Origin of the sequence: Fictibacillus sp. B-59209 (genome assembly GCF_036216745.1) — a bacterium.
In the GTDB taxonomy this organism is placed as follows: Bacteria; Bacillota; Bacilli; order Bacillales; family Fictibacillaceae; genus Fictibacillus_C; species Fictibacillus_C marinisediminis.
Genome location: NZ_JARMMC010000038.1, coordinates 1 through 20037, shown reverse-complemented (window position 1 = coordinate 20037; position 20037 = coordinate 1). Strand labels below are relative to the sequence as shown.

The following is a 20037-nucleotide window of genomic DNA, read 5'->3' as shown; positions in this document are numbered from 1 at the left end:
TTCGACTTTCTGGAAAGCCCCATCATCCTAACCATTATCCTTTTCTGGCAAACCAAAGTGTCCATCGGTCCTGTTCCATTATTTCCTGTTCATCTCGCAATTTTGTTTCAATGTATTGGATTAAGTGCTCCAATCTTTCATCGTCCAATTCAAACAGCAGCGACCGGCCAGTACGTTTTCTAAGGTCCTCTGTGAGGTCTTTTACAGAAGAATACTGTTTTCTCATTTCCCAAAGCTTGACCTCTTCAACATGTGAAAATCCTGCTTTTTCAAGAGCTCCACGAACCTGCTCACCTGTATAACGCCTCTCGATCTCCTTCTCAATCAATTCTGGATTTTGTTCAAAGAAATATCCCCGGATATGTGTGTCTGTTCCTGGGAGCAAACAATCCTCAGGTGTCCTGTCTTGAATGATGAACATTCCGCCTGGTTTCAACAAGCGAAAGGCTTCTGATATACATCCTTCCAATTCGGTCAAATGATGAATCACTGCCCGTTCCAATACGACATCCGCGGTAAGCGATTCGAGCCCTGTATTCCACGCAAATCCATGTACATACTGAACACGTCCTCCAAAACCTTGGCAGTTCTCGCGTGCTGCTTCCAGCATTTTTTCTGAAAAATCGACAGCAGCCACTTGCCTGGCGCCCAGTTCAATCAGTGCTTTCGTATAGATGCCTCCTCCGCAGCCGATATCTACCGCGCTAAAATCCTTCAAGGCCAGATATTGTCCAATCATCTTCTTCCAATCATCTGCTGCTGTTCTAGTGGCGTAGGATAATTTGTTATCCTCTCCATGAAAATCAATTGCCATAATGCTCAGCTCCTTATTTGACGGCCTTTATCAGAATAGCTTCTCCGCTGAATTCCTGAACCTTTCCATCCTTCTCCATAATGCTAAAATATTTCTTAACATGTGAAGGTGAATCTATCATTTTTTTAATCAGCTGATCTTTTTCCTCCTTTTTCATCTCCATCCGTTCACACCAGCTGTCAAACGTAAATGTCTTTTTAAAAACATTGATCTGCTCGATCCTGAAACCGGCTTCTTCCAAAAACGTTATCCACTCGGACTTTTTCCAAGCGCGGTAATGGCTGTGGTCTCTTCTTTTTTCTATATCATTATAAAACTCATCATATTCTTTATTTTCCGGTGCCGTATTATCTACGATTAATAGTTTTCCGCCCTGTGACAGCACCCTGTAGGATTCCGAGATAAATGATTGAAGATCCGGAAAATGGTGAGGTGCGATCCGGCACGTAACCACTTCAAACGATTCTTCTGGAAAAGGAAGTTTCTCCGCATCACCTTTGACGAACGAGACATTATGATAACCGTTTCCTTCAATAAATCTTTTTGCAGCTTCCAATATCTCGCTCGTCAGATCCAACGCGGTCACTTCTTTAACAAGTGGAGAAAATACATTGGCGGTGTGCCCGCCACCTGTTGCAATATCCAGCAGACGGTCCTGTGGCTCTGCGTTCGAGATCTCCACCATTTGTGCCAAATCCTTACCTTTAGCATGAATGGGACTGCTCACATATTTTTCAGCATTTTTTCCAAACTGCTGCTGTACCCTCGCTTTAATATCCATCTATCCTCTCTCCTTTCTCTCAATCTCATCATATGCATAAGCCACACACAAGAAAATTACTAATAAACATACCAATCACATAAGAAAAACTAATCATAAGGACAGAATATTTAAAATAGTAAAAGTTTTAGATAAATATTCTTTGTACTTTCATTCCATTGGACGTATTCTTTTTATGTAGCCACTACCAAAAACTGGAGGTAATCCACCATGGAAAATTCTACTCAAACAGCATTTCGGCAAGTAGAGGAAATTTCGACGAAAGAAGAAAGATATGAACCTTTTTCCTGGTATGAAAAAATGCGGAAAGAAAGCCCAGTTCGCAAGGATGAAAGACGGGGTGCCTGGGATGCCTTTGATTATCAGAGTGTAAAGTACGTTCTGGAAACGAAAGAACTGTTTTCCTCCAACCGGTCAAAAAAACAGGAGGATGAACAAAAGTCCCCGATTGAATTGAGTTTGATCAGCATTGACCTGCCAAAACATACACAGATGCGCGCTCTCGTGAACAAAGCCTTTACTCCAAAAGTTATGAAGGAATGGCGTCCCCGGATCGAGCGAATCGCGAAACAGCTTTTAGACGAGGTCGATCCAGCATCCGATATAGATATCGTAAAACAATTTTCCTATCCGCTTCCGGTGATGGTGATCGCTGAAATACTGGGAGTACCCATCGAAGACCAATCCAAATTCAAAGAGTGGTCTGACTGGGTAGTCGCAGGGCCAAAAGACAACAGCCCCGAGGCTATAAAACATTTGGAACAGAACCAGCAAAGAACGTACCATGAGCTGTATGTCTATTTTAAAGAGATTATAAGAAATAAAAGAGAACACCCTGAAAAAGATATTATCTCCGTTCTACTGGGAGCCGAAGCTCAGGGCACTGTGCTTCCTGAAGACGAGATCATCGGATTCTGCATTTTGCTGCTTGTTGCAGGAAATGAAACAACAACCAACTTAATCAGCAATGCATTCTTTTGCTTCACAGAGTTCCCCTATATTTATGAGGAAATCCTCAAGAATCCAAAAGGCACTCTCCCGCTTGCCATCGAAGAAGTGCTGCGGTACCGTTCTCCTGTACAGGCCATGAGCCGTGTTGCGAAAGAAGATACCGTTCTTGGCGATGCCCAGATTAAAGCCGGAGATATTGTGGTGGCATGGATGGGATCTGCGAATCGGGACGAGCAGCAATTTGAACAGGCCGGCCAATTCAATATCAAAAGAAAGCCAAATCCTCATCTCGCCTTCGGAAAAGGCATCCATTTTTGCCTTGGAGCTCCGCTTGCCCGGCTGGAAGCAGAAATCGCCATTGAAGAATGGATGAAACGATATCCCAAATTTGTGAAAAGCAGCAACTTTTCCCTTGAACCGGTCGAGAGCACCTTTGTGTACGGATTAAAAGAGTTCAAGCTATCTGTTCTGTGAAATTGGATGGAATAGGATTGAAGGGCCATTCGTATGTGATGTTTCTCTGAATGTAAATCCGCATTGAGCTTTAACAAAACCAACTATTAAAAAAGGGGGCTGTCCTGAAAGNNACTTCTTGGACAGCCCCTTCTCGCCGTTTAATCCGGTCACAATGACCTTATTCGGGTCTTTGCTGCTTCCTTCCACACCTTCCATGAAAACCTCCTGAAGGTGAAACTGTGCTCCTTGAATAAAACTGATTTCTTCCATTTCTCGGTGAAACAGCCTTTCCAGTCCTCTTTCAAATGCTTCATCAGGGCTTGCGATTACCAGCCTGGCCAGAGAGCCATCTCCCCCGTCTACTGCATCTTTGCGGGTTTGCAGCTCGATCTTGAACCGGTATGGAGTATAGATAAAAGTCCTGCGGGCACCTGCTTCTGTTTTCCATCCCATCACATCAGCACGGTTGCAAAGCTGTTTCAGTTCTTCATCGGTTACTAAATATCCAATGTGGTCAAAGATTGGCTTTTTTCCAGCTCCAAACGTTATATTGATATTCCCTTTTCTGACTTCGATAATGCGAAAAATAAGAGCATTCTCACGAAAATCATCCCACTCCAATGGAGGATGGTAGGGAGTTACCGTTCCTTTTTCCATTGCGTATCTGCCTTCTACTTGAAAGCCCAGACGCCGATAATAGCTTTCTGTCTCTTCTACTCTATCTGTCCAAAAATGATAATGAAATAGTTTCAAAGTTCCAACTCCCGGGTCTTCTAATTATTCTTTCTGTGTCTGAAACCTTACAGTCAAACATATAGTGAGAGTATACAAGCCAATACATTTGGAGGCAAACTATGCTCGTTTTATTTTTGCTTGGCCTCGCTCTTGCTGCCTCGCCAGGTCCGGATTTTTTATTAATGACAAAGCATACATTAAGCCATGGCACGCGGATGGGCTACGCCACGTTTTTAGGAAATCGTACAAGCTTCATCCTGCATCTCACTCTCGCCGTATTCGGACTTTCTGTCGTTTTGAAAGAATCAGCTCTATTATACTTGTTTATCCGTATGGCTGGGGCAGCATATTTAATTTATTTAGGCTGCAATAATATTTTCAGAAGAATTTCTCCCCAGGCTGTACATTCATCCAGCATCACATCCATGGCCTTGTCGGCACTGCTCGCCTATCAGCGGGGTTTTTGGAGCAATCTGCTAAATCCAAAGGTTAGCCTGTTTTTCCTTAGTATCTTCCCTCAGTTTGTGACCGCAGAAAGTTTGGCTTCCGAACCATTCAGTAACGCTCTTATCTTTTTGGCTGGCAATTCCTGCTGGTATCTGGCCGTTCTTCCTATTGTCGGCATGCAGCTGATCCGGGAAGGAATGGCCCGCTTTCAAGCGATTTTGGATCTTGTATTCGGCCTTCTTTTTTTAGGATACGGGGGAAAAATGATCATTGAAGATCTCCAAATTCTTTTGCGTTACCTGCCCGGTTATTCCTTCTTCTCTTGAAATACATAAAGGGGCTGTCCAAGAAGTCTGTAAGCTGTTGATTTCCGTTCCAGGCTGCTCGCTTTCCGCGGGGCGTGCGGTGAGCCTCTTGGTGCAAGCACCGGCGGNNCAAAAAGGGGCTGCCTGAAGGTCATTTTCGACTTTCTGGACAGCCCCCTCAGTTGTTTTATTCTACAGGCAATGGATCTTCACTGCGGTCATATGGTGCGGGTTCATTGTTCTTTTGGGCAAGGTCATAGCGCAGTCCGTCGAGGCTCTGTCTAACATTTCCTTTGCCTGAAAAATTCTCGATCAGCTCTTTTACATCTATTCCAGATGAGGCCTTAAGGGTTTCCTGAAGAGATGCCATCAGGTTGGTCGCATAGCCGGTTACTTTATTCGCTCCGCCGTTTTCACCGCTGCCGCCAGTATCCACAACCGTAATTTTATCAATGTTGGACAGAGGGCTTGCCACTTCTTTCGCATACGCCGGCAGCATGTTCACGATCATATCGAGAATAGCTGCCTGGCCGAACATTTCAAAGGCTTCGGCGATTTTTTGCTTCGCTTCTGCTTCAGCCAGACCTTTCAAACGGATAACTTCTGCTTCTGTCTCCCCTTTGGCCCGCTCAGCTTCTGCTTTAGAAAGCCCTTCAAGACGTACTTTCTCAGCCTCAGCTGTCGCCATCGCTTCCACTCTATATTTATTGGCATCCGCCTCAGCGAGCTGTTTGCGCTTTTCCGCTTCTGCCGCTTGCTCCACTGCATAACGATCCGCATCCGCTTTTTTCTTTACTTCAGAATCATATTGTTTCTCGCGTCTCGCAATCTCTTTTTCTTCCAATTCGATCTGTTTTTGGCGCTCAATGATCTTGATCTGCATCTGCTGTTCAGTAACTTCCTGTTTGGCACGCGCTTCCTCCAAGTGGTATGCCTGGTCCGCTTTTGCTTTTGCGATGTCCTGTTCTCTGCGGAATTCTGCAATTTTCAGCTGATTTATCTTTTCTGCTTCTGCAACCTCTGTCGCACGCTCAAGCTCGGATTTTTGTGCTTCTTTATTCGCTTGTGCCCGTTTGATGCGTGTTTCTTTTTCAGCTTCTGCCGTTGCAATGTCAGCGTCTCGTTTCACCTGGGCAATCCTCGGTTTTCCGAGAGCCTCAAGATATCCATTCTTATCCCTTACATCTTTAATCGTAAAGGATACAATCACAAGACCCATTTTCGCCAGATCCTGAGAAGCAATGCGCTGAACCTCCTGAGAAAATTTATCACGATTTTTATAGATTTCTTCCACGGTCATGGAACCGAGAATGGAACGGAGATGGCCTTCCAATACTTCTCTAGCTTCGAGCTCGCGGTCCTGCTTCGTTTTTCCAAGAAACTGTTCAGCTGCTGTTGCAATTTCCCCGATCGAACTGCCGATTTTTATGATAGCCGTTCCATCCGCTGTGACCGGAACCCCTTGCTCCGTATAAACTTCCGGTGTCTGAACTTCAAGCTTGCTTGAAAGCAGGCTCAGTGGCTCGGACTGCTGGAAGACCGGGAATACAAAGGTACCTCCCCCGCGAACAATCTTGATCTTGTTTCCTGATTCATCAATGTTCACGTTCTTGCTGCCAAGGAAACTTCCCGTTACGATCAGCGCCTCATCTGGCCCTGCGGTCTTATACTTTGTAATAAAAACAGAAATCAGGGCAACTACAACAAACAAAACAATTCCCGCAGCGATAAAAATAGGTGTCATTTCCATTCCTCCAATTCATTAGTTACAATAATGCGGTTTGTTCATAAGGCATAACATGAACGACGCCGCTTTTCACATCCACGATTAAAATCTTGGATCCTTGCCCGATCGGCTCATTATCCAGGCTGATCGCTGTCTTGGCAATATTTCCGCTGATCCCCTCAATAAAGACTTCTCCAAAACCATCGGACGGGATGGAAGTAATCACTTTACCGATTCTCCCCCGTAAATCCTCCTCAGCGTAATTGAGTGACGCTTCTGCGGAGGCAAGCGGGATCAGGACAAAAATGTTCAGCAAGGACACAAGGATTAAAGACGATCCTGCCGATATACCTAAGATGAACCAGCTGTTAACAGATGTTATTGTTTCCAATACATAGCCGCATGCACCCAGTATGGTAAAAAAAGAAAGTACAAGAGTCGGACTGAGAATGTGGGAAAAAACCTCAAATGCTCCATGGATGAGATCACTGACCAAAACATATAGAAAGGTGATGCATCCAAATACGATTAATCCGGTTAAATAGATGGTTTCCATCGGATACCCCATAATATCCATAACGCCTTCCCCCTTCTCTTAATGAGGTTTTAACCACCTAAGTATGTAATCAGCCATTCACCTTCCCCCTCTCCATATCTGGGAATATCGTAGCATAAACCGCTTGGAATAATTGGTAAAAATTGTCGAACTTCCACAAAATTTCATGTTGTTCTAATTATATAAACGGATAAAATATGAAAAAGTTTCATATTTTGGAAATTAAATTCAGATTATTTATTATTCATCTTACAAAAGGAAAAAGCCTCCTTAAAAGGAGACTTTCTGTTCTAGAGTACGTATGAAATTTTCCTGTTCATCTCTTGAATGAATGAAGCGTTCTTCCAGCAGCTCATGGAGCAGCGACTGTTTTTCATCTAAGGAGGCTTCCCATTCTTTAATTCGTTCTCGGCATCGAAATAAAAACTGAGTGTAGGCCTCGTAATCTTCTGAATAAGCAGCCAGTAACTCTTTTTTAATCCGTTTGGCAAGAATCGGACTTGCTCCTCCTGTTGAAACAGCCATGACCAGCTTTCCTCTTCTGGCTACCGCGGGAACCGAGAAATTTCCAAGTACCGGCTGATCAACGACATTAACCAGCTGGTGGTTTCCTGCATTTTCGGCAATCCGCTGATTCACTTCCGGCTGATCGGTCGCTGCAAAAATGATAAATGCGTCCTTATAATCACTTGGTTCCACAGATTTCTTATCCCATTTCAGGAGATGTTCATGCTGCATTTTTTGGATCGCCGGAACAGCCTCAGGACTAACCACCTTTATTGCTGCTCCTGCCTCAAGCAATCCTAAAATCTTGCGATGGGCGACAGCTCCTCCGCCAATCACTACAGCAGGCTTACAATTAAGATTCAGCATGATCGGATACATGGCTACACAACCGCACTTTTCGTTTCTGCTTCTTCAATTCTTGTGAGGAGAACGTCTTGCAGAACAGGATGGTATCCGAGCGCCTCGCACAAAATAAAGTTTTGATCACTCTGTTTTTGCTGTTGTGCTATGGCTTTTTTCATCCCGCTGAGCAGGATGCCGGGAAAGAGAAGATAAGGAACAACGATGATCTGCTGATACCCCCAGCCTGAGAGCCTCAGCATCTCTTCAAAGCTAGGTTGAGCAGCAGTCAAAAAACACGTTTCAACCCGCGGCACCTCATAGTTCTTTTGTAAATTTGCAGCAATGGCATTGAGATCTCTTTTCACATCAGGGTCACTGCTTCCTCTTCCAACGAGAAGGATTACAGCGTTCTTATGAAACGTATCAACAGACTCTGTAATCCGCTCCCATAATAAATGAGAGAGAGAATCGTGCACTCCGAAAGGCTTCCCGTACGATATCTCTACATTTGGATACCGTTCTTGCTGCAGCCTTATTTCCTCTGGAATATCCTTTTTTGCATGAGCTGCCGTTAATAAAAGAACCGGTATTGCGCAGATGGAGGCTGCTCCTTGACGGACACATGCTTCAACCCCTTTGGAAATATCAGGTGCTGACAGTTCCAGAAAACAAACTTCCTTAATGGGATAGTCGCTGGCTCCCATGCACCGTTTCGCAAATTCCAATGCTTTTTCCATGCCTGCTTTTGTTCTGCTGCCGTGGCAGATGAGGAGTAATGCTTTCATTTACAACGCCTCACTTATAATAGAAGAATCCTTTTCTATTAGCGTCTTTTCAAACCAGCTGATCTTTTCGCGGAGTTTGACTACCTCTCCAATGATGATCATGCTTGGATTTTGAATCCCTTCATTTCGTGCTACTGTTTCAATCGTTTCAAGAGTGCCTGTAACCGTCCGCTGCTCCCCAAAGGTTCCCCATTGAATTAAAGCAGCTGGTGTTTCTTTGCTCTTCCCATATTTTACGAGACTTTCACAGATGTAAGGGAGGTTCTTAACACCCATATAGATTGCAAGTGTATCAATTCCTTTAGCAAGGCTTTCCCATCTCTGCTTCTCGTCCTCTCCTTCTTTCCGGTGGCCGGTGACAATAGCAAAGCTGCCTCCATAGTCTCTATGAGTAACTGGTATACCAGCATAAGCCGGTGCAGCAATTCCAGATGTAATACCTGGAACCACTTCAAATTCCACATGATTTTTAACTAGAGCTTCCGCTTCTTCACCGCCCCTGCCGAATACAAAAGGATCACCACCCTTTAACCGGGTGACAACTTTTCCTTTTTTGGCATACTTCACTAAAAAATGGTTGATCGTATCTTGCTGCATCGTATGAAGATTAGGGAGCTTTCCGCAATAGATCAAATCTGCACCTGGCTTTGCATAATCCAGCAGATCTTTATTAACAAGCCGGTCATAAAGAATAACATCAGCTTCCTTAATACATCTTGCTCCTTTGATGGTGATTAATTCCGCATCCCCCGGTCCAGCACCCACTAAATACACTTTGCTCAATTTCATTCACCTGCCTCAGCTGTTTAGTATCGTTTCCCTTTCATAGATTTCAAAACTGTTGCTGTTATAGGCCACGATTATTCCTTCCTTTTGATCAGATTCTTGCTTTCAAGAAAAGAGATGACTTCGGCCGTGCATTCCTCAATCGTCGAGGCCTTCGTATCCACTGTAAATTCTGGAGATTCCGGCTCCTCGTATGGGGAATCGATCCCAGTGAATGCTTTGATCTCTCCCTTTCTTGCTTTTTGGTAAAGTCCTTTCGGATCTCGGTTTTCACATTCTTCGAGCGGACATTTTACGAAGATTTCAAGGAATTCATCACTGCCTAAGATCTGTCTCGCCTGATCCCGATCTTCCTTAAATGGTGAGATAAATGCCGTCAGCACAACTGTTCCGCTGTCTACAAACAGCTTGGATACTTCACCGATCCGGCGTATGTTTTCTTTCCGGTCCTCGTCTGAAAAGCCAAGATCATTATTTAAGCCGTGGCGTATGTTGTCGCCATCCAGCACATAGTTTTTCACCTGCCGCCGAAACAGTTCTTTAGCAACCTCATTGGCAAGAGTCGATTTTCCTGAACCCGATAGCCCTGTCAGCCATATTACGAAACTATGATGGGCATTTTGTGTTCTTCTATCTTCCTTTGATACGGCCGCCTGGTGCCATGTAATGTTCTGTATTTGGCTCATCATGTTCCTCCTTATGCGATTACTGTTTTTTCTTTCAGACCTTTGATCAGTACTTCTACGACTTCTTTGCGGCTGAAGGTGGCTGGCGGAAGCTCTCCATTTCTCAGCAGTTCCCTCACTTTAGTGCCTGACAAAATCACATGATCCTCTTTGCTGTGAGGACATGTTTTCGATGAAGCCATTCCTTCGCACTTTGTACAATAGAAGCTATGTTCAAAGAACATCAGTGTAATGCCTAGTTCTTCCGGAGTAAACCTGGAAAAGATTTTTTGTGCATCATACGTCCCATAATAATTGCCCACACCTGCATGATCCCTTCCAACGATAAAGTGTGTGCATCCGAAGTTTTTGCGGACCATCGCATGAAAAATGGCTTCCCTCGGTCCTGCATATCTCATCGCTGCCGGAAATACGGCCAAGAATACCCGGTCTTGCGGATAATAGTTTTCAAGCAGGATTTCATAGCTTTCCATCCTCACATCAGCGGGAATATCATCGGATTTCGTTTCTCCAACAAGCGGGTTCAGGAACAGTCCATCTACGGTTTCAAGGGCTGTTTTTTGAATGTATTCGTGTGCTCGATGCACAGGATTTCTTGTCTGGAAACCTACAACTGTATTCCATCCCCTGTCTCTGAAGACTTGGCGGGTTTCAGCTGGATCCAGACGATATTCAGTAAACCTCTGTTTTTCAGGCCTCTTTACGAGAGTGATTGATCCTCCGACATAGTAAGAAGGGCGTTCCAGAAGTTTTTTAACCCCAGGGTGTGCAGTATCTGCCGTTTGGTAGACCTGCTCTGCTTCATGCTTAATGTCCGGGCGGTAAAGGTCTTCCACCTCGATGACTCCGTACGTTACACCCTCAAATACGAGCCTCGCCTGATCTCCTGCTGATAGCGTCCTGGCTTGTTTTTCATGAACTGGAAGGACGATTGGAATGCTCCAAACCGTTCCATCAGCAAGACGTAGAGAATCAACGACAGATTGATAGTCTTCTTCATTTAGAAAACCGGTAATTGGGCTGTAGGCTCCTACACCGATCAGTTCAAGATCACTTAAGGATGTAGCATCCAGTTCCATTTCCTTTTGAATGTGGTCCGTTGGCAGATTTGGTTCATAACGGTTTATCAGCTTTCCTCCATGCGGCAAAATTGATGTCATGTTAATTCCTCCTGTAATTTTACTTTATTATTCGTGAAGTCCACACTCTGTTTTCCCTTGCCCTGACCAGCGTCCTGAGCGGGAATCACCCGATCCGTCAGCCGGAAGCGTGCACGGCTCGCAGCCGATGCTCGGATACCCCTGATCGTGAAGCGGATTGTAGGGCAGATTCTGCTTGTAGGCGTATCTCCAAATTTCCTTCCACGTCCAATGGATCAGCGGACAGATTTTCACGGATTTAAAACGTTCATCCTTATTGATGTACTGAACATTGCTCCTCCCTGCCGACTGCTCCCTCCGGAGACCCGACAGCCATGCCGGTGCTCCGTTCAGTGTTTCCTCAAGAGGGGCTACCTTTCGTATATAACAGCAGAGGTTCGGTTCTCTTTTCCATAACTCGCTGCCATGCTTTTCCGCCTGTTCCAACAAGGACAGCGAAGGCTTCTTCATCTCAATCTTCATTTCCGGATATCTTTTTTTCGCCTTTTCGATCACCTCGTACGTTTCCTTGAAGTGAAGGCCTGTATCCAGGAAAACGACTCTTGCATCTGGTTTGACCTTGGATACAAGATCCACCAGGACACTGCCTTCTATTCCGAAGCTGCACGCATAAACGAGTGCAGCTCCATATTGCTCATACGCCCATTTCAGTACTTCGAGTGCCCCCTTCGTTTCACTGTCTTCCGGAAACGTAAACTCCTGTTCTTTCCATGTGTCAAACTTGAGCATGTTAACCACCCCTCCAATGAAAAAGGCAGCTTTAACCATAAGCAGCCATCCTGCTATGTTAAAACCGCCTCTAGTTTTCTAGTCAGCGAATATTTATTTAAAACGTACCTTTTCGTTTTTTTCCAGCTGAATCAGCTTTCCATCCTGAATAATTAACGTGATGGACCCATACTTGATACTGTTCAGCATTTCTTTTAACTGTTCAAAAATTTCATCCTGGCTTTTACCGTTTACCACATCAGAACCTCCTCGTTTAATATGCTTTGTTAGGTTTTTTTAGGAATTAAAATGGCAATAAAAAAACCTTTCCATTTCGGAAAGACTGACGAGGTAAACATATTACCTTATCTTCCAAAATGTAATAAACATTCTGCTGGAGTTAGCACCTTGCAAAAAAATGCAGGTTGCCGGGTTTCATCGGGCCAGTTCCCTTCACCGCTCTGGATAAGTTTTTTTATTTTTTTAAATAATAACACACATTTATGCTTTCGCAAACCCTATTATTCTTATCGGATTAAAAAATATTTATTGAAATATCCAAAAATTTTATTGACAGACTTTCATTCCATTGAATATAGTAGATACTAAATTCGAAAAGAGATACACTGCTGATCGGAAAAACCGAAGGCTCTTAACTTTACTGTTAAGGGCCTTTTATTTGTTAGGAGGAGTAAAATGAAAAAACTGATCATCCTGGCCCTGATTGGACTCGTTGCACAACTGATTGACGGGTCACTCGGAATGGCTTACGGACTGACTTCGACTTCCCTGCTGCTGGCCTTCGGAATCGCTCCGGCGGTTGCTTCGGCTTCGGTTCACTTTGCAGAGGTTGTTACGACAGCCGCCTCAGGTGCATCACACATCAGGTTCGGTAATGTTGACCGTAAAATTATCTTTCGTCTCATTATTCCGGGATCCATTGGGGCATTTACCGGTGCCTGCTTTTTATCCAATCTTCCTGGCGACGCAGTAAAACCGTATATTTCCTTTTTCCTGCTGTTCCTTGGTTTCTTTATTCTGTACCGATTTTTATTTAAAAAGAACAACAAGCCTGTTGATCATGAAAAAGCGTTCAGCCGCAAGCAGCTCATCCCGCTCGGACTTGTTGCTGGCTTCTTGGATGCCACCGGAGGAGGAGGCTGGGGACCGGTAGCCACACCTGTCCTGTTAGCCAAAAACGGCACAACAACAAGAAAAGTCATCGGTTCCGTGGATACGAGCGAATTTGCTGTTGCCGTTTCTGCTACACTCGGTTTCCTCATCTCTCTCGGATGGGAGCAGGTCAACTGGATGTGGGTTATCGCCCTCATGGCGGGAGGATTAATCGCAGCACCGATCGCAGCATGGCTCGTCCGCATTATCCCTTCGCATATTTTAGGTGTAGTTGTTGGAGGATTGATTATTGTAACGAACGCCCGGACGCTTTTGCAGTCCGCTGGAATCTCCGGTACAGCACTGCAATCGGTCTATACCGTGCTGGTCGTCGTTTGGCTGGCGGCAATTTTCTTCAGCATTAGAAAAAATAAAAAACATTCTTTCTCAGCTGGACCACAAACTGAAAGCACTAATCTCCACTGACACATCACAAACAATAATTTATACCAATAAAAGCTGACTCAAATGAGTCAGCTTTTATTGTATTCTGCTATTTCTTCACTTCAATAATGAATGGATAGGTGATCACTTTCCCATTGATCTTAAACTCCGCCCACAATTTATAAAGTCCAGGTTCCTCAAATTCCGTCTCAAATTTTGTATCTTCAGGAGTGGAAGGATGAACGTGGACATATTTTTCTCCTGTATGATCTAAGACCACAACATGGCCACGTGCTCCAAGATAAGGTTCAGGTTTTGCATCACCCATGCTAAATTGCAGCGTAACAGGCTGGCCAGCTTTAAATTCTTTTGGCGTCAATGATACCTTGTGTCCATCAATTGTTTTTGAAAAGGTGGTATCTGCCTTCAATTCTGGCTGGTGAGTATGATTTCCATGGCTTCCCGCTTCAATTTTCAACGGGGCAACGGCATAAGCTTTATTTTTGGGCTTGATGTCTACAAATGCATTGTAGGTTCCAGGCTGCAGACTGTGCTTTACTTCAAACGAGCCTTTACTGGTCTTTTGAGGATGAAGGTGATTGTATTGTTTTAAATCTTCGCTGACCAGAATGAAGTGCATCAGCTTTTCATGATTGACCTCCAGCTCATCGAAAGGCCTGCCTTTTTGATCTTTTAACTGAATCGAAATGACACCATCTTTGTAGCTGACGGAAGGCTTAACCTCACTTTTGGCCAAATCACCAGAACTATGTCCATCATGTTCTCCATGTTTATTCCCATGGTCCATGCCAGGCATTTCTGAATGACCACCTTGATGGCCGGCCTGCTCCCTCTTCCCGTCCTTGCCTTCTAAAACGTCATAAACAGCATAGCCAGCCATGATCAGAATGAGGATACCAACAGCAGACAGCACCCAGTTGCGGATGTTTTTGCTTTTCATCAAAACTCACCTCTACAGTTTAATTTTTTGAAGCCTAAGCGCGTTCAATACAACGGATACCGAGCTGAATGCCATAGCAGCTCCTGCGAGCCACGGAGCCAAAAACCCGCTGGCAGCGATCGGGATGCCAAGTGCATTATAAGCAAACGCCCAAAAAAGATTTTGTTTAATGTTCCGTATCGTGCGTTTGCTCATAAAAATAGCGTCAGCAATACTGTTCAGATCACCGCGGATCAATGTAATATCAGCTGCTTCCATCGCTATATCCGCGCCTGTTCCGATTGCCATCCCGATGTCAGCTGCAGCAAGTGCTGGTGCGTCATTTATACCGTCACCTACCATTGCTGTTTTTCTGCCTTTCTGCTGAAGTTTTTTCACTTCTTCAGCCTTTCCTTCTGGCAGCACTTCTGCAATAACCTGCTCGATGCCAGCCTGATCGGCAATCGCTTTTGCGGTCCTTGTGTTGTCTCCGGTAATCATCCATACATCAATGTTCATCGCATTTAAACGGCTGATGGCTTCCTTGGATGTTTCTTTTATCGTATCGGCCACAGCAACCATCCCGCTGTACTCTCCATCTATAGCTGCGAGCATCACCGTCTTGCCCTGCTCTTCCAGCTCTTCCATTTTTTCAAGAATAGCCTGCAGTGGTATATCATGATCATTCAACAGCTTTCTTGTACCTATAAGTACTCTTTTTCCATCGACCACAGCCTGGATACCGTGTCCGGGTATGGCTTCAAATCTGCTGGAGGAAAGAGGCATGAGGTCCCGTTCCGTCATTCCCTCAACAATTGCCTGGGCGAGAGGATGTTCTGAATTTTTCTCAGCGCTTCCAGCAAGAACTAACAGCTCCTGCTCAGAAAGCCCTGAAGCAGGCAATATATCTGTTAAAACCGGTCTTCCGTTCGTGACTGTTCCTGTTTTATCTAAAATAATGGTATCGATCAGGTGTGTATTTTCTAGATGCTCCCCGCCTTTGAAAAGAATGCCGAACTCAGCTGAACGTCCCGATCCGGCCATGATCGATGTCGGGGTTGCCAGACCGAGCGCACATGGGCAGGCGATGACAAGAACGGCGATCAGTTTTTCAAGAGCTCCTGAAAAATCTCCGGGTACAAGCCAGAAAAACCAAATGAGAAAGGTTACAACAGCCAAACCGACGACAATCGGAACAAAAATCCCAGAAATTCTGTCTGCTAAGCGCTGAATCGGTGCTTTTGAGCCCTGTGCTTCTTCCACCACTTTAATGATTTGGGATAACACTGTATCTCTTCCAACCTTCGTTGCCTTGATTTTCAAAAAACCATTACGATTGATCGTTGCTCCAATGACCGTGTCTCCTGATGCTTTATCAACAGGGACACTTTCCCCTGTCAGCATGGATTCATCGACAGCAGAATAGCCTCCAACAACCTCTCCGTCAACCGGGATTTTTTCACCTGGTTTGACTGAAACAACATCTCCTGCTACAACTTCTTCCAATGGCAGTTCCAGCTCTTCTCCGTTACGGATTACAAGCGCTGTTTTTGCCTGAAGTCCCATCAGTTTTTTTATGGCCTCAGAAGATCTTCCTTTTGCCCTCGCTTCAAACAATTTACCGAGTAAAATCAAGGTGATAAGGACAGCCGAAGTCTCAAAGTAGAGTTCAGGCATGTTATTGCCATTGGCTGCTGCCTGTATGGTCAAATAAAGGCTGTAAAAATAAGCGGCGGATGTACCCAATGCAACGAGTACATCCATATTTGCACTTTTATTTTTCAATGCTTTATATGCACCTGTATAAAATTGTTTCCCTACAATCAATTGAACGGGCGTTGCCAAAGCGAGCTGAACCCATGGATTCATGAACATATCAGGCAGATAGATAAAGGAAGTGAACGAAAAATGGCTGGCCATGGCCCATAAAAGTGGCAAAGAAAGAATAAGTGAAAACAGGAACTTGCCGGTTTGGTTCTGAATTTCCTTTTCTCTGAGATCAGCAGCCTTATTTCCGTCTGTCTCTTTCAAACTTGCCCCATATCCAAGGTCTTCTACTTTTTTAATCATTTCAGAAACAGATATCTCAGAAGGCTGGTAACTGACCGTGGCTGTTTCCAGCGCTAAGTTCACATTCGCATCCAGTATGCCATACAGTTTCTTTAACCCTTTTTCAATTCGAGCAGAACAAGCAGAACAGGTCATTCCGCTTATATTGAATTCCACTTTATCTCCCGCAATATCATAGCCGAGATCTTTGATTTTCTGTTGAAAATCTTTCGGCCCTGCTAATTCAGGATCATAAACCACTGTTGATTTTTCCAGAGCAAAATTCACGTTTGCATCAGAAACACCATCCATTTTTTTAAGGCCTTTTTCAATTCTCAATGCACAGGCAGCGCAAGTCATGCCAGAAATCGGGATACTCATTTCTTTTGATTTATCACTCATAAGAATACCCTCCTATACCCTTATAGGGTATATTCATTTCCAAAAGAGAACGTGCTGTTTAAGCACGGTCCATTTTGGTCCTTTCAATTAGGCAATATCGTATCCTTGTTCATCAATGGTTTCTTTAATTTCTTCAAGATTAACTTTGGTGGAATCAAACTCTACTTCAACGGTACCTTCCTCCAGCTGTACTTTAACATGATGAACACCGTTTAATTTCCCTACGCTTCCTTCCACAGCATTGACGCAATGTCCGCAAGACATTCCTTTTACATTCAGCATGATTTTCTCCATCACTATACCTCCCTGATGTATGATTTATTTCATTAATTTTTTCACAGTTACCAAGAGCTCATCGATCACTTCCAGCTCGCCCTCCTGGATTCTTTCCACAACACAGCTTCTCATATGTCCTTCAAGAAGCAGTTTCCCGACACTATTTAGCGCTGACTGAATGGCTGATAATTGGGTAAGAACATCATCACAGTACGTATCACGTTCAATCATACCCTTTACCCCCCGAATCTGTCCTTCAATACGATTTAAACGGGTCACCAGGTTGCTTTTCATTTTATCAGAATGGTGGCTTTTTCTTTCTGTTGAACAGTGTGATTCATGTTCTTGTATTTCCAAATCAACCAGCCTCCTTTTCTCCTTCATATTACCATACCCCCCTACCCTATGTAAAGGGGTGAAGAACAGAGTAAAATAATTTCTCATTTACTCTTCCCCGTTTTTTGTATGTATACTCTTATTTCAGCAAAAAGTCCAAAATAAGAGTCATCTTACCTTAGCTGCACGATTTACCAAAGGTTTTCCAGGTTGCGATTTTTCTTGCATATCGAAGCAATTCCTTTTTCAATCTTCTGATCTCAAGCTCTGAGGTATTCATTTCCTGCTGAAGAGTTGACCATTCCTCTTCACTGACCACTAAAAGCCCTTTGCTGTGCAGCATTTGTACCGCTGAATCACCAATGAGATTTGCCGCTTGATTTGCAGAACTGCGTTCCATCCTGTCCACCCCTTTTCAAGATGTTCCTGTATACAACATATTCTGCGCTTTATTGTCATTATCCTTTCTTCAAGGCCAAACAATATTTTCCAAAACAAAAAAGGAAGATCTCAACTTTGATCTCCCTTTCCTGTTAATCAGTCATTCAAGGCATTTCGTGCAAACATGGAAATAACAGCGTCATCCATCGGAGGGTTATGAAGGCCTGCCCGCACATCTCGATAGTATCTTTGCAGGGGATTATCCTGAAACAGACTGTGTGCTCCAACAATCCTCATGGCCAAATCCACCACCTCGTTTGCACTGTTTGTCGCTGCATATTTCACCGCAGCCAGCGCACTGCCGAGTGACTGGCGTTTTTTAGGATATTTTTCCCATTGTTCAATGACTCCGTACATGAGCTGTCTTGCTTTTAACAGCTCCAAATCCATCAATCCTATTTTTCTTTGCACTTCAGGAACTTCACTTATCGGTCCTTTCAAGCTGTTAGGCCTATAATTTTTTGCAAAGGAAACCGCATAATCGCGGGCAGCTCTGGCGATTCCGATATAACATGCCGGGATGTGAAGAAGCCAGGCTTTTGGAAGCTGCTGATTATTCTCCTGATCGGCCGTTTCTACAAGATCATTCCGTTCAACGGCCACATCTTTTAAAACCAGGTCATCGCTCCGAGTTCCCCGCATGCCCAGCGTGTTCCATTTATCTTCAATGGAAACACCCGGAAGTTTATGTGACACGAGAAATGAAGATACTTGGTCTGAATCTTTGACCGAAGCTGACACAATGGAATAGTCAAGAGCAGGAGCCATGGAAGTAAAGGACTTTCTTCCGTTTAAGATCCATTGATCCCCTTTTTGTTCGGCAATCGTCTGAGGTTTCCCGCCTCGAGTCGGACTTCCTGTTGCCGGTTCAGTGGAAGCACGGTTGATCAAAATTCGAGAATGCACAATGCGTTTGCAGAGCTTCTCAAAGACTGTAGGATCCCATGGTTTTCTCTCAGACAAGTCCATAACCACACCAAGATGCCATCCTATTGATAATGCCGTAGAACCGTCTCCGCGGGCGATTTGTTCCTGAAACAGGATATAGTCATAAAGGCTGATCTCCTGTCCTCCGTATTCTTTAGGGACGGTCAAGGATAAGTAACCGGATTCCCCCAATTCCTTGAAATTCTCAAATGGAAAAGTGCCTTGCTGATCATGTTCGGGAGCGCGCTCTGCAAATCTCTCACTAAGCTCATGTAATTTCTTCATCCAGCGAGCCTGAAATTCAGTATGGATAAATTCCATTTTGTCTCACCAACTGCCTTTTAATAGTATAGTTTTTGTGTAGAAAAAACTCTGTTTTATTATATTTACCCTACTTCGTTTATGTACACTTCGCAACTTTCATGCTTTGTTCTTAGGCGCTTTGCTCATTTTTATTTCGGACAGAGACCATTCCTTACCTGATGACGTCTAATGAAATAGGATGGATCTTTTTATTTATCATCCAATTCTTATATTTCATCCATAGAAAGGACATCAACTGTGAAACTCAGATACCGAATTCTTGTATTTCTAGCCATTGGGCTGTTTGCTTTTTCTTATTATTTCTATCAGCACTCCTCATTTAGCTCCCCGAAATCCGTTCATCCTTCAGCCAAGTATCCTCCTGTTGAGCAAAAAGAAAATCAAGAAAAAATTCAAAAACCAGAGGTGAACCCAACATCTCCAGATAAGGAAACGAACCAAGAGGTAAAAAGCCCTTCTGCATATCCGCTATTGATCATTAACCTTCATAGCAATGAGCTCGCCTATTATAAAAACGGGACGATTGTAAAAACATTTTCAATTGCTTCAGGTAAATCTTCGACCCCCACTCCCCAGGGAATCTATAAAATTGCCAATAAGATTAAAAACAGACCCTATTACAAAGAACATATTGCTGGAGGCGATCCTAAGAATCCTCTCGGCGACCGATGGATGGGCTTATCCGTAAACCCTCAAATCTCCTATGCCATTCACGGAAACAACAATGAAAGCTCCATCGGCCAGCATGTTTCTTCCGGCTGCATAAGAATGCATAACGAAGAGGCAAGGTGGCTTTTTGATCAGATCACTCTTCAAACCACCGTCATTATTACAAATACAGTCAAATCGTTCCCTGTAATTGCTGGACAATATGGTTACGTAACCGCACAATAAAAAAAGAAGGGGCTGTCCTGAAAGTCGAAAATTGACCTTCAGGCAGCTCCTTTGACGTGAAAAATCTTCAATGAAAAGTTGATTGGAGTGCAAGGTGCGAGACTCCTGCGGGACTAGCGTGACAGGTGAGACTCCCGCAGGCGCTT

At 44.1% G+C, this 20037-nt stretch carries 21 protein-coding genes and 1 riboswitch; of the genes, 4 read left to right on the top strand and 17 right to left on the bottom strand.

Annotated elements, in window-relative coordinates; all coding sequences use genetic code 11:
* Positions 1 to 34: 34 nt before the first annotated feature.
* The gene (locus tag P4361_RS21565) at positions 35 to 814 is read right to left on the bottom strand and encodes a class I SAM-dependent methyltransferase (protein ID WP_328090941.1); all 780 of its coding nucleotides are present in this window, start codon (positions 812 to 814) and stop codon (positions 35 to 37) included.
* A gap of 13 nt (positions 815 to 827) precedes the next feature.
* On the bottom strand, positions 828 to 1595 hold the full coding sequence (locus P4361_RS21560; RefSeq protein WP_328090940.1) for a class I SAM-dependent methyltransferase: 768 nt from the start codon (positions 1593 to 1595) through the stop codon (positions 828 to 830).
* A 210-nt stretch (positions 1596 to 1805) separates the two neighbouring features.
* On the opposite strand from P4361_RS21560, the gene P4361_RS21555 reads away from it, so the two are divergent.
* Together P4361_RS21555 and P4361_RS21550 are read left to right on the top strand one after the other, a co-directional pair.
* Positions 1806 to 3020 (top strand): cytochrome P450, encoded by a 1215-nt coding sequence (locus tag P4361_RS21555; RefSeq protein ID WP_328090939.1) that lies wholly within the window; start codon positions 1806 to 1808, stop codon positions 3018 to 3020.
* Between the two features lie 836 nt (positions 3021 to 3856).
* Positions 3857 to 4510 (top strand): LysE family translocator, encoded by a 654-nt coding sequence (locus P4361_RS21550; RefSeq protein WP_328090938.1) that lies wholly within the window; start codon positions 3857 to 3859, stop codon positions 4508 to 4510.
* 166 nt (positions 4511 to 4676) lie between these two features.
* Here the strand turns inward: P4361_RS21550 and P4361_RS21545 are convergent, their stop codons facing one another.
* The 9 genes from P4361_RS21545 to P4361_RS21505 all read right to left on the bottom strand — a co-directional run bounded on the left by P4361_RS21545 (position 4677) and on the right by P4361_RS21505 (position 11976).
* Positions 4677 to 6239 carry an SPFH domain-containing protein gene (locus P4361_RS21545; protein ID WP_425590301.1) on the bottom strand — a complete coding sequence of 521 codons (1563 nt, stop codon included), beginning with the start codon at positions 6237 to 6239 and terminating at the stop codon, positions 4677 to 4679.
* 16 nt (positions 6240 to 6255) lie between these two features.
* A complete protein-coding gene (locus P4361_RS21540) occupies positions 6256 to 6792 on the bottom strand; it encodes an NfeD family protein (RefSeq protein ID WP_248253728.1) in 537 nt (178 codons plus the stop codon).
* A 249-nt stretch (positions 6793 to 7041) separates the two neighbouring features.
* Complete coding sequence (locus P4361_RS21535; protein ID WP_328090935.1) at positions 7042 to 7656, bottom strand: NAD(P)-binding protein; 615 nt, start codon at positions 7654 to 7656, stop codon at positions 7042 to 7044.
* A 2-nt stretch (positions 7657 to 7658) separates the two neighbouring features.
* The gene (locus tag P4361_RS21530; RefSeq protein WP_328090934.1) at positions 7659 to 8405 is read right to left on the bottom strand and encodes a sirohydrochlorin chelatase; all 747 of its coding nucleotides are present in this window, start codon (positions 8403 to 8405) and stop codon (positions 7659 to 7661) included.
* Positions 8406 to 9188, bottom strand: a complete 783-nt coding sequence (gene cobA / locus P4361_RS21525; protein ID WP_248253731.1) for a uroporphyrinogen-III C-methyltransferase — start codon at positions 9186 to 9188, stop codon at positions 8406 to 8408.
* Positions 9189 to 9265: 77 nt separating this feature from the next.
* The gene (gene cysC / locus P4361_RS21520) at positions 9266 to 9877 is read right to left on the bottom strand and encodes an adenylyl-sulfate kinase (RefSeq protein ID WP_256224443.1); all 612 of its coding nucleotides are present in this window, start codon (positions 9875 to 9877) and stop codon (positions 9266 to 9268) included.
* A gap of 11 nt (positions 9878 to 9888) precedes the next feature.
* On the bottom strand, positions 9889 to 11037 hold the full coding sequence (gene sat / locus P4361_RS21515; protein WP_328090932.1) for a sulfate adenylyltransferase: 1149 nt from the start codon (positions 11035 to 11037) through the stop codon (positions 9889 to 9891).
* 27 nt (positions 11038 to 11064) lie between these two features.
* On the bottom strand, positions 11065 to 11766 hold the full coding sequence (locus tag P4361_RS21510) for a phosphoadenylyl-sulfate reductase (RefSeq protein ID WP_328090930.1): 702 nt from the start codon (positions 11764 to 11766) through the stop codon (positions 11065 to 11067).
* Positions 11767 to 11859: 93 nt separating this feature from the next.
* Positions 11860 to 11976, bottom strand: a complete 117-nt coding sequence (locus tag P4361_RS21505) for a YezD family protein (protein WP_425590302.1) — start codon at positions 11974 to 11976, stop codon at positions 11860 to 11862.
* 131 nt (positions 11977 to 12107) lie between these two features.
* Positions 12108 to 12217: riboswitch (SAM riboswitch) on the bottom strand.
* Between the two features lie 224 nt (positions 12218 to 12441).
* On the opposite strand from P4361_RS21505, the gene P4361_RS21500 reads away from it, so the two are divergent.
* Complete coding sequence (locus P4361_RS21500) at positions 12442 to 13344, top strand: sulfite exporter TauE/SafE family protein (RefSeq protein WP_328090928.1); 903 nt, start codon at positions 12442 to 12444, stop codon at positions 13342 to 13344.
* Between the two features lie 67 nt (positions 13345 to 13411).
* Here P4361_RS21500 and P4361_RS21495 read toward each other — a convergent pair whose 3' ends face one another.
* From P4361_RS21495 to P4361_RS21470, 6 genes are all read right to left on the bottom strand, one after another.
* Positions 13412 to 14263 (bottom strand): hypothetical protein, encoded by an 852-nt coding sequence (locus tag P4361_RS21495; RefSeq protein WP_328090927.1) that lies wholly within the window; start codon positions 14261 to 14263, stop codon positions 13412 to 13414.
* 12 nt (positions 14264 to 14275) lie between these two features.
* Positions 14276 to 16693, bottom strand: a complete 2418-nt coding sequence (locus tag P4361_RS21490) for a heavy metal translocating P-type ATPase (RefSeq protein ID WP_328090926.1) — start codon at positions 16691 to 16693, stop codon at positions 14276 to 14278.
* An 87-nt stretch (positions 16694 to 16780) separates the two neighbouring features.
* Positions 16781 to 16987, bottom strand: coding sequence for a copper chaperone CopZ (gene copZ / locus P4361_RS21485; RefSeq protein ID WP_053357194.1), 207 nt, complete (start codon positions 16985 to 16987; stop codon positions 16781 to 16783).
* Between the two features lie 24 nt (positions 16988 to 17011).
* Complete coding sequence (locus P4361_RS21480) at positions 17012 to 17353, bottom strand: metal-sensitive transcriptional regulator (protein WP_248253740.1); 342 nt, start codon at positions 17351 to 17353, stop codon at positions 17012 to 17014.
* 130 nt (positions 17354 to 17483) lie between these two features.
* Positions 17484 to 17705: a hypothetical protein gene (locus P4361_RS21475; RefSeq protein WP_328090925.1), complete on the bottom strand. Its 222-nt coding sequence runs from the start codon at positions 17703 to 17705 to the stop codon at positions 17484 to 17486.
* 137 nt (positions 17706 to 17842) lie between these two features.
* Entirely contained in the window at positions 17843 to 18994 is a 1152-nt protein-coding gene (locus P4361_RS21470; RefSeq protein ID WP_328090924.1) for an acyl-CoA dehydrogenase family protein, read from the bottom strand.
* Positions 18995 to 19234: 240 nt separating this feature from the next.
* Here P4361_RS21470 and P4361_RS21465 point away from each other — a divergent pair, with 240 nt between their 5' ends.
* Positions 19235 to 19891, top strand: a complete 657-nt coding sequence (locus P4361_RS21465; RefSeq protein ID WP_328090922.1) for a L,D-transpeptidase — start codon at positions 19235 to 19237, stop codon at positions 19889 to 19891.
* Positions 19892 to 20037 lie beyond the last annotated feature (146 nt).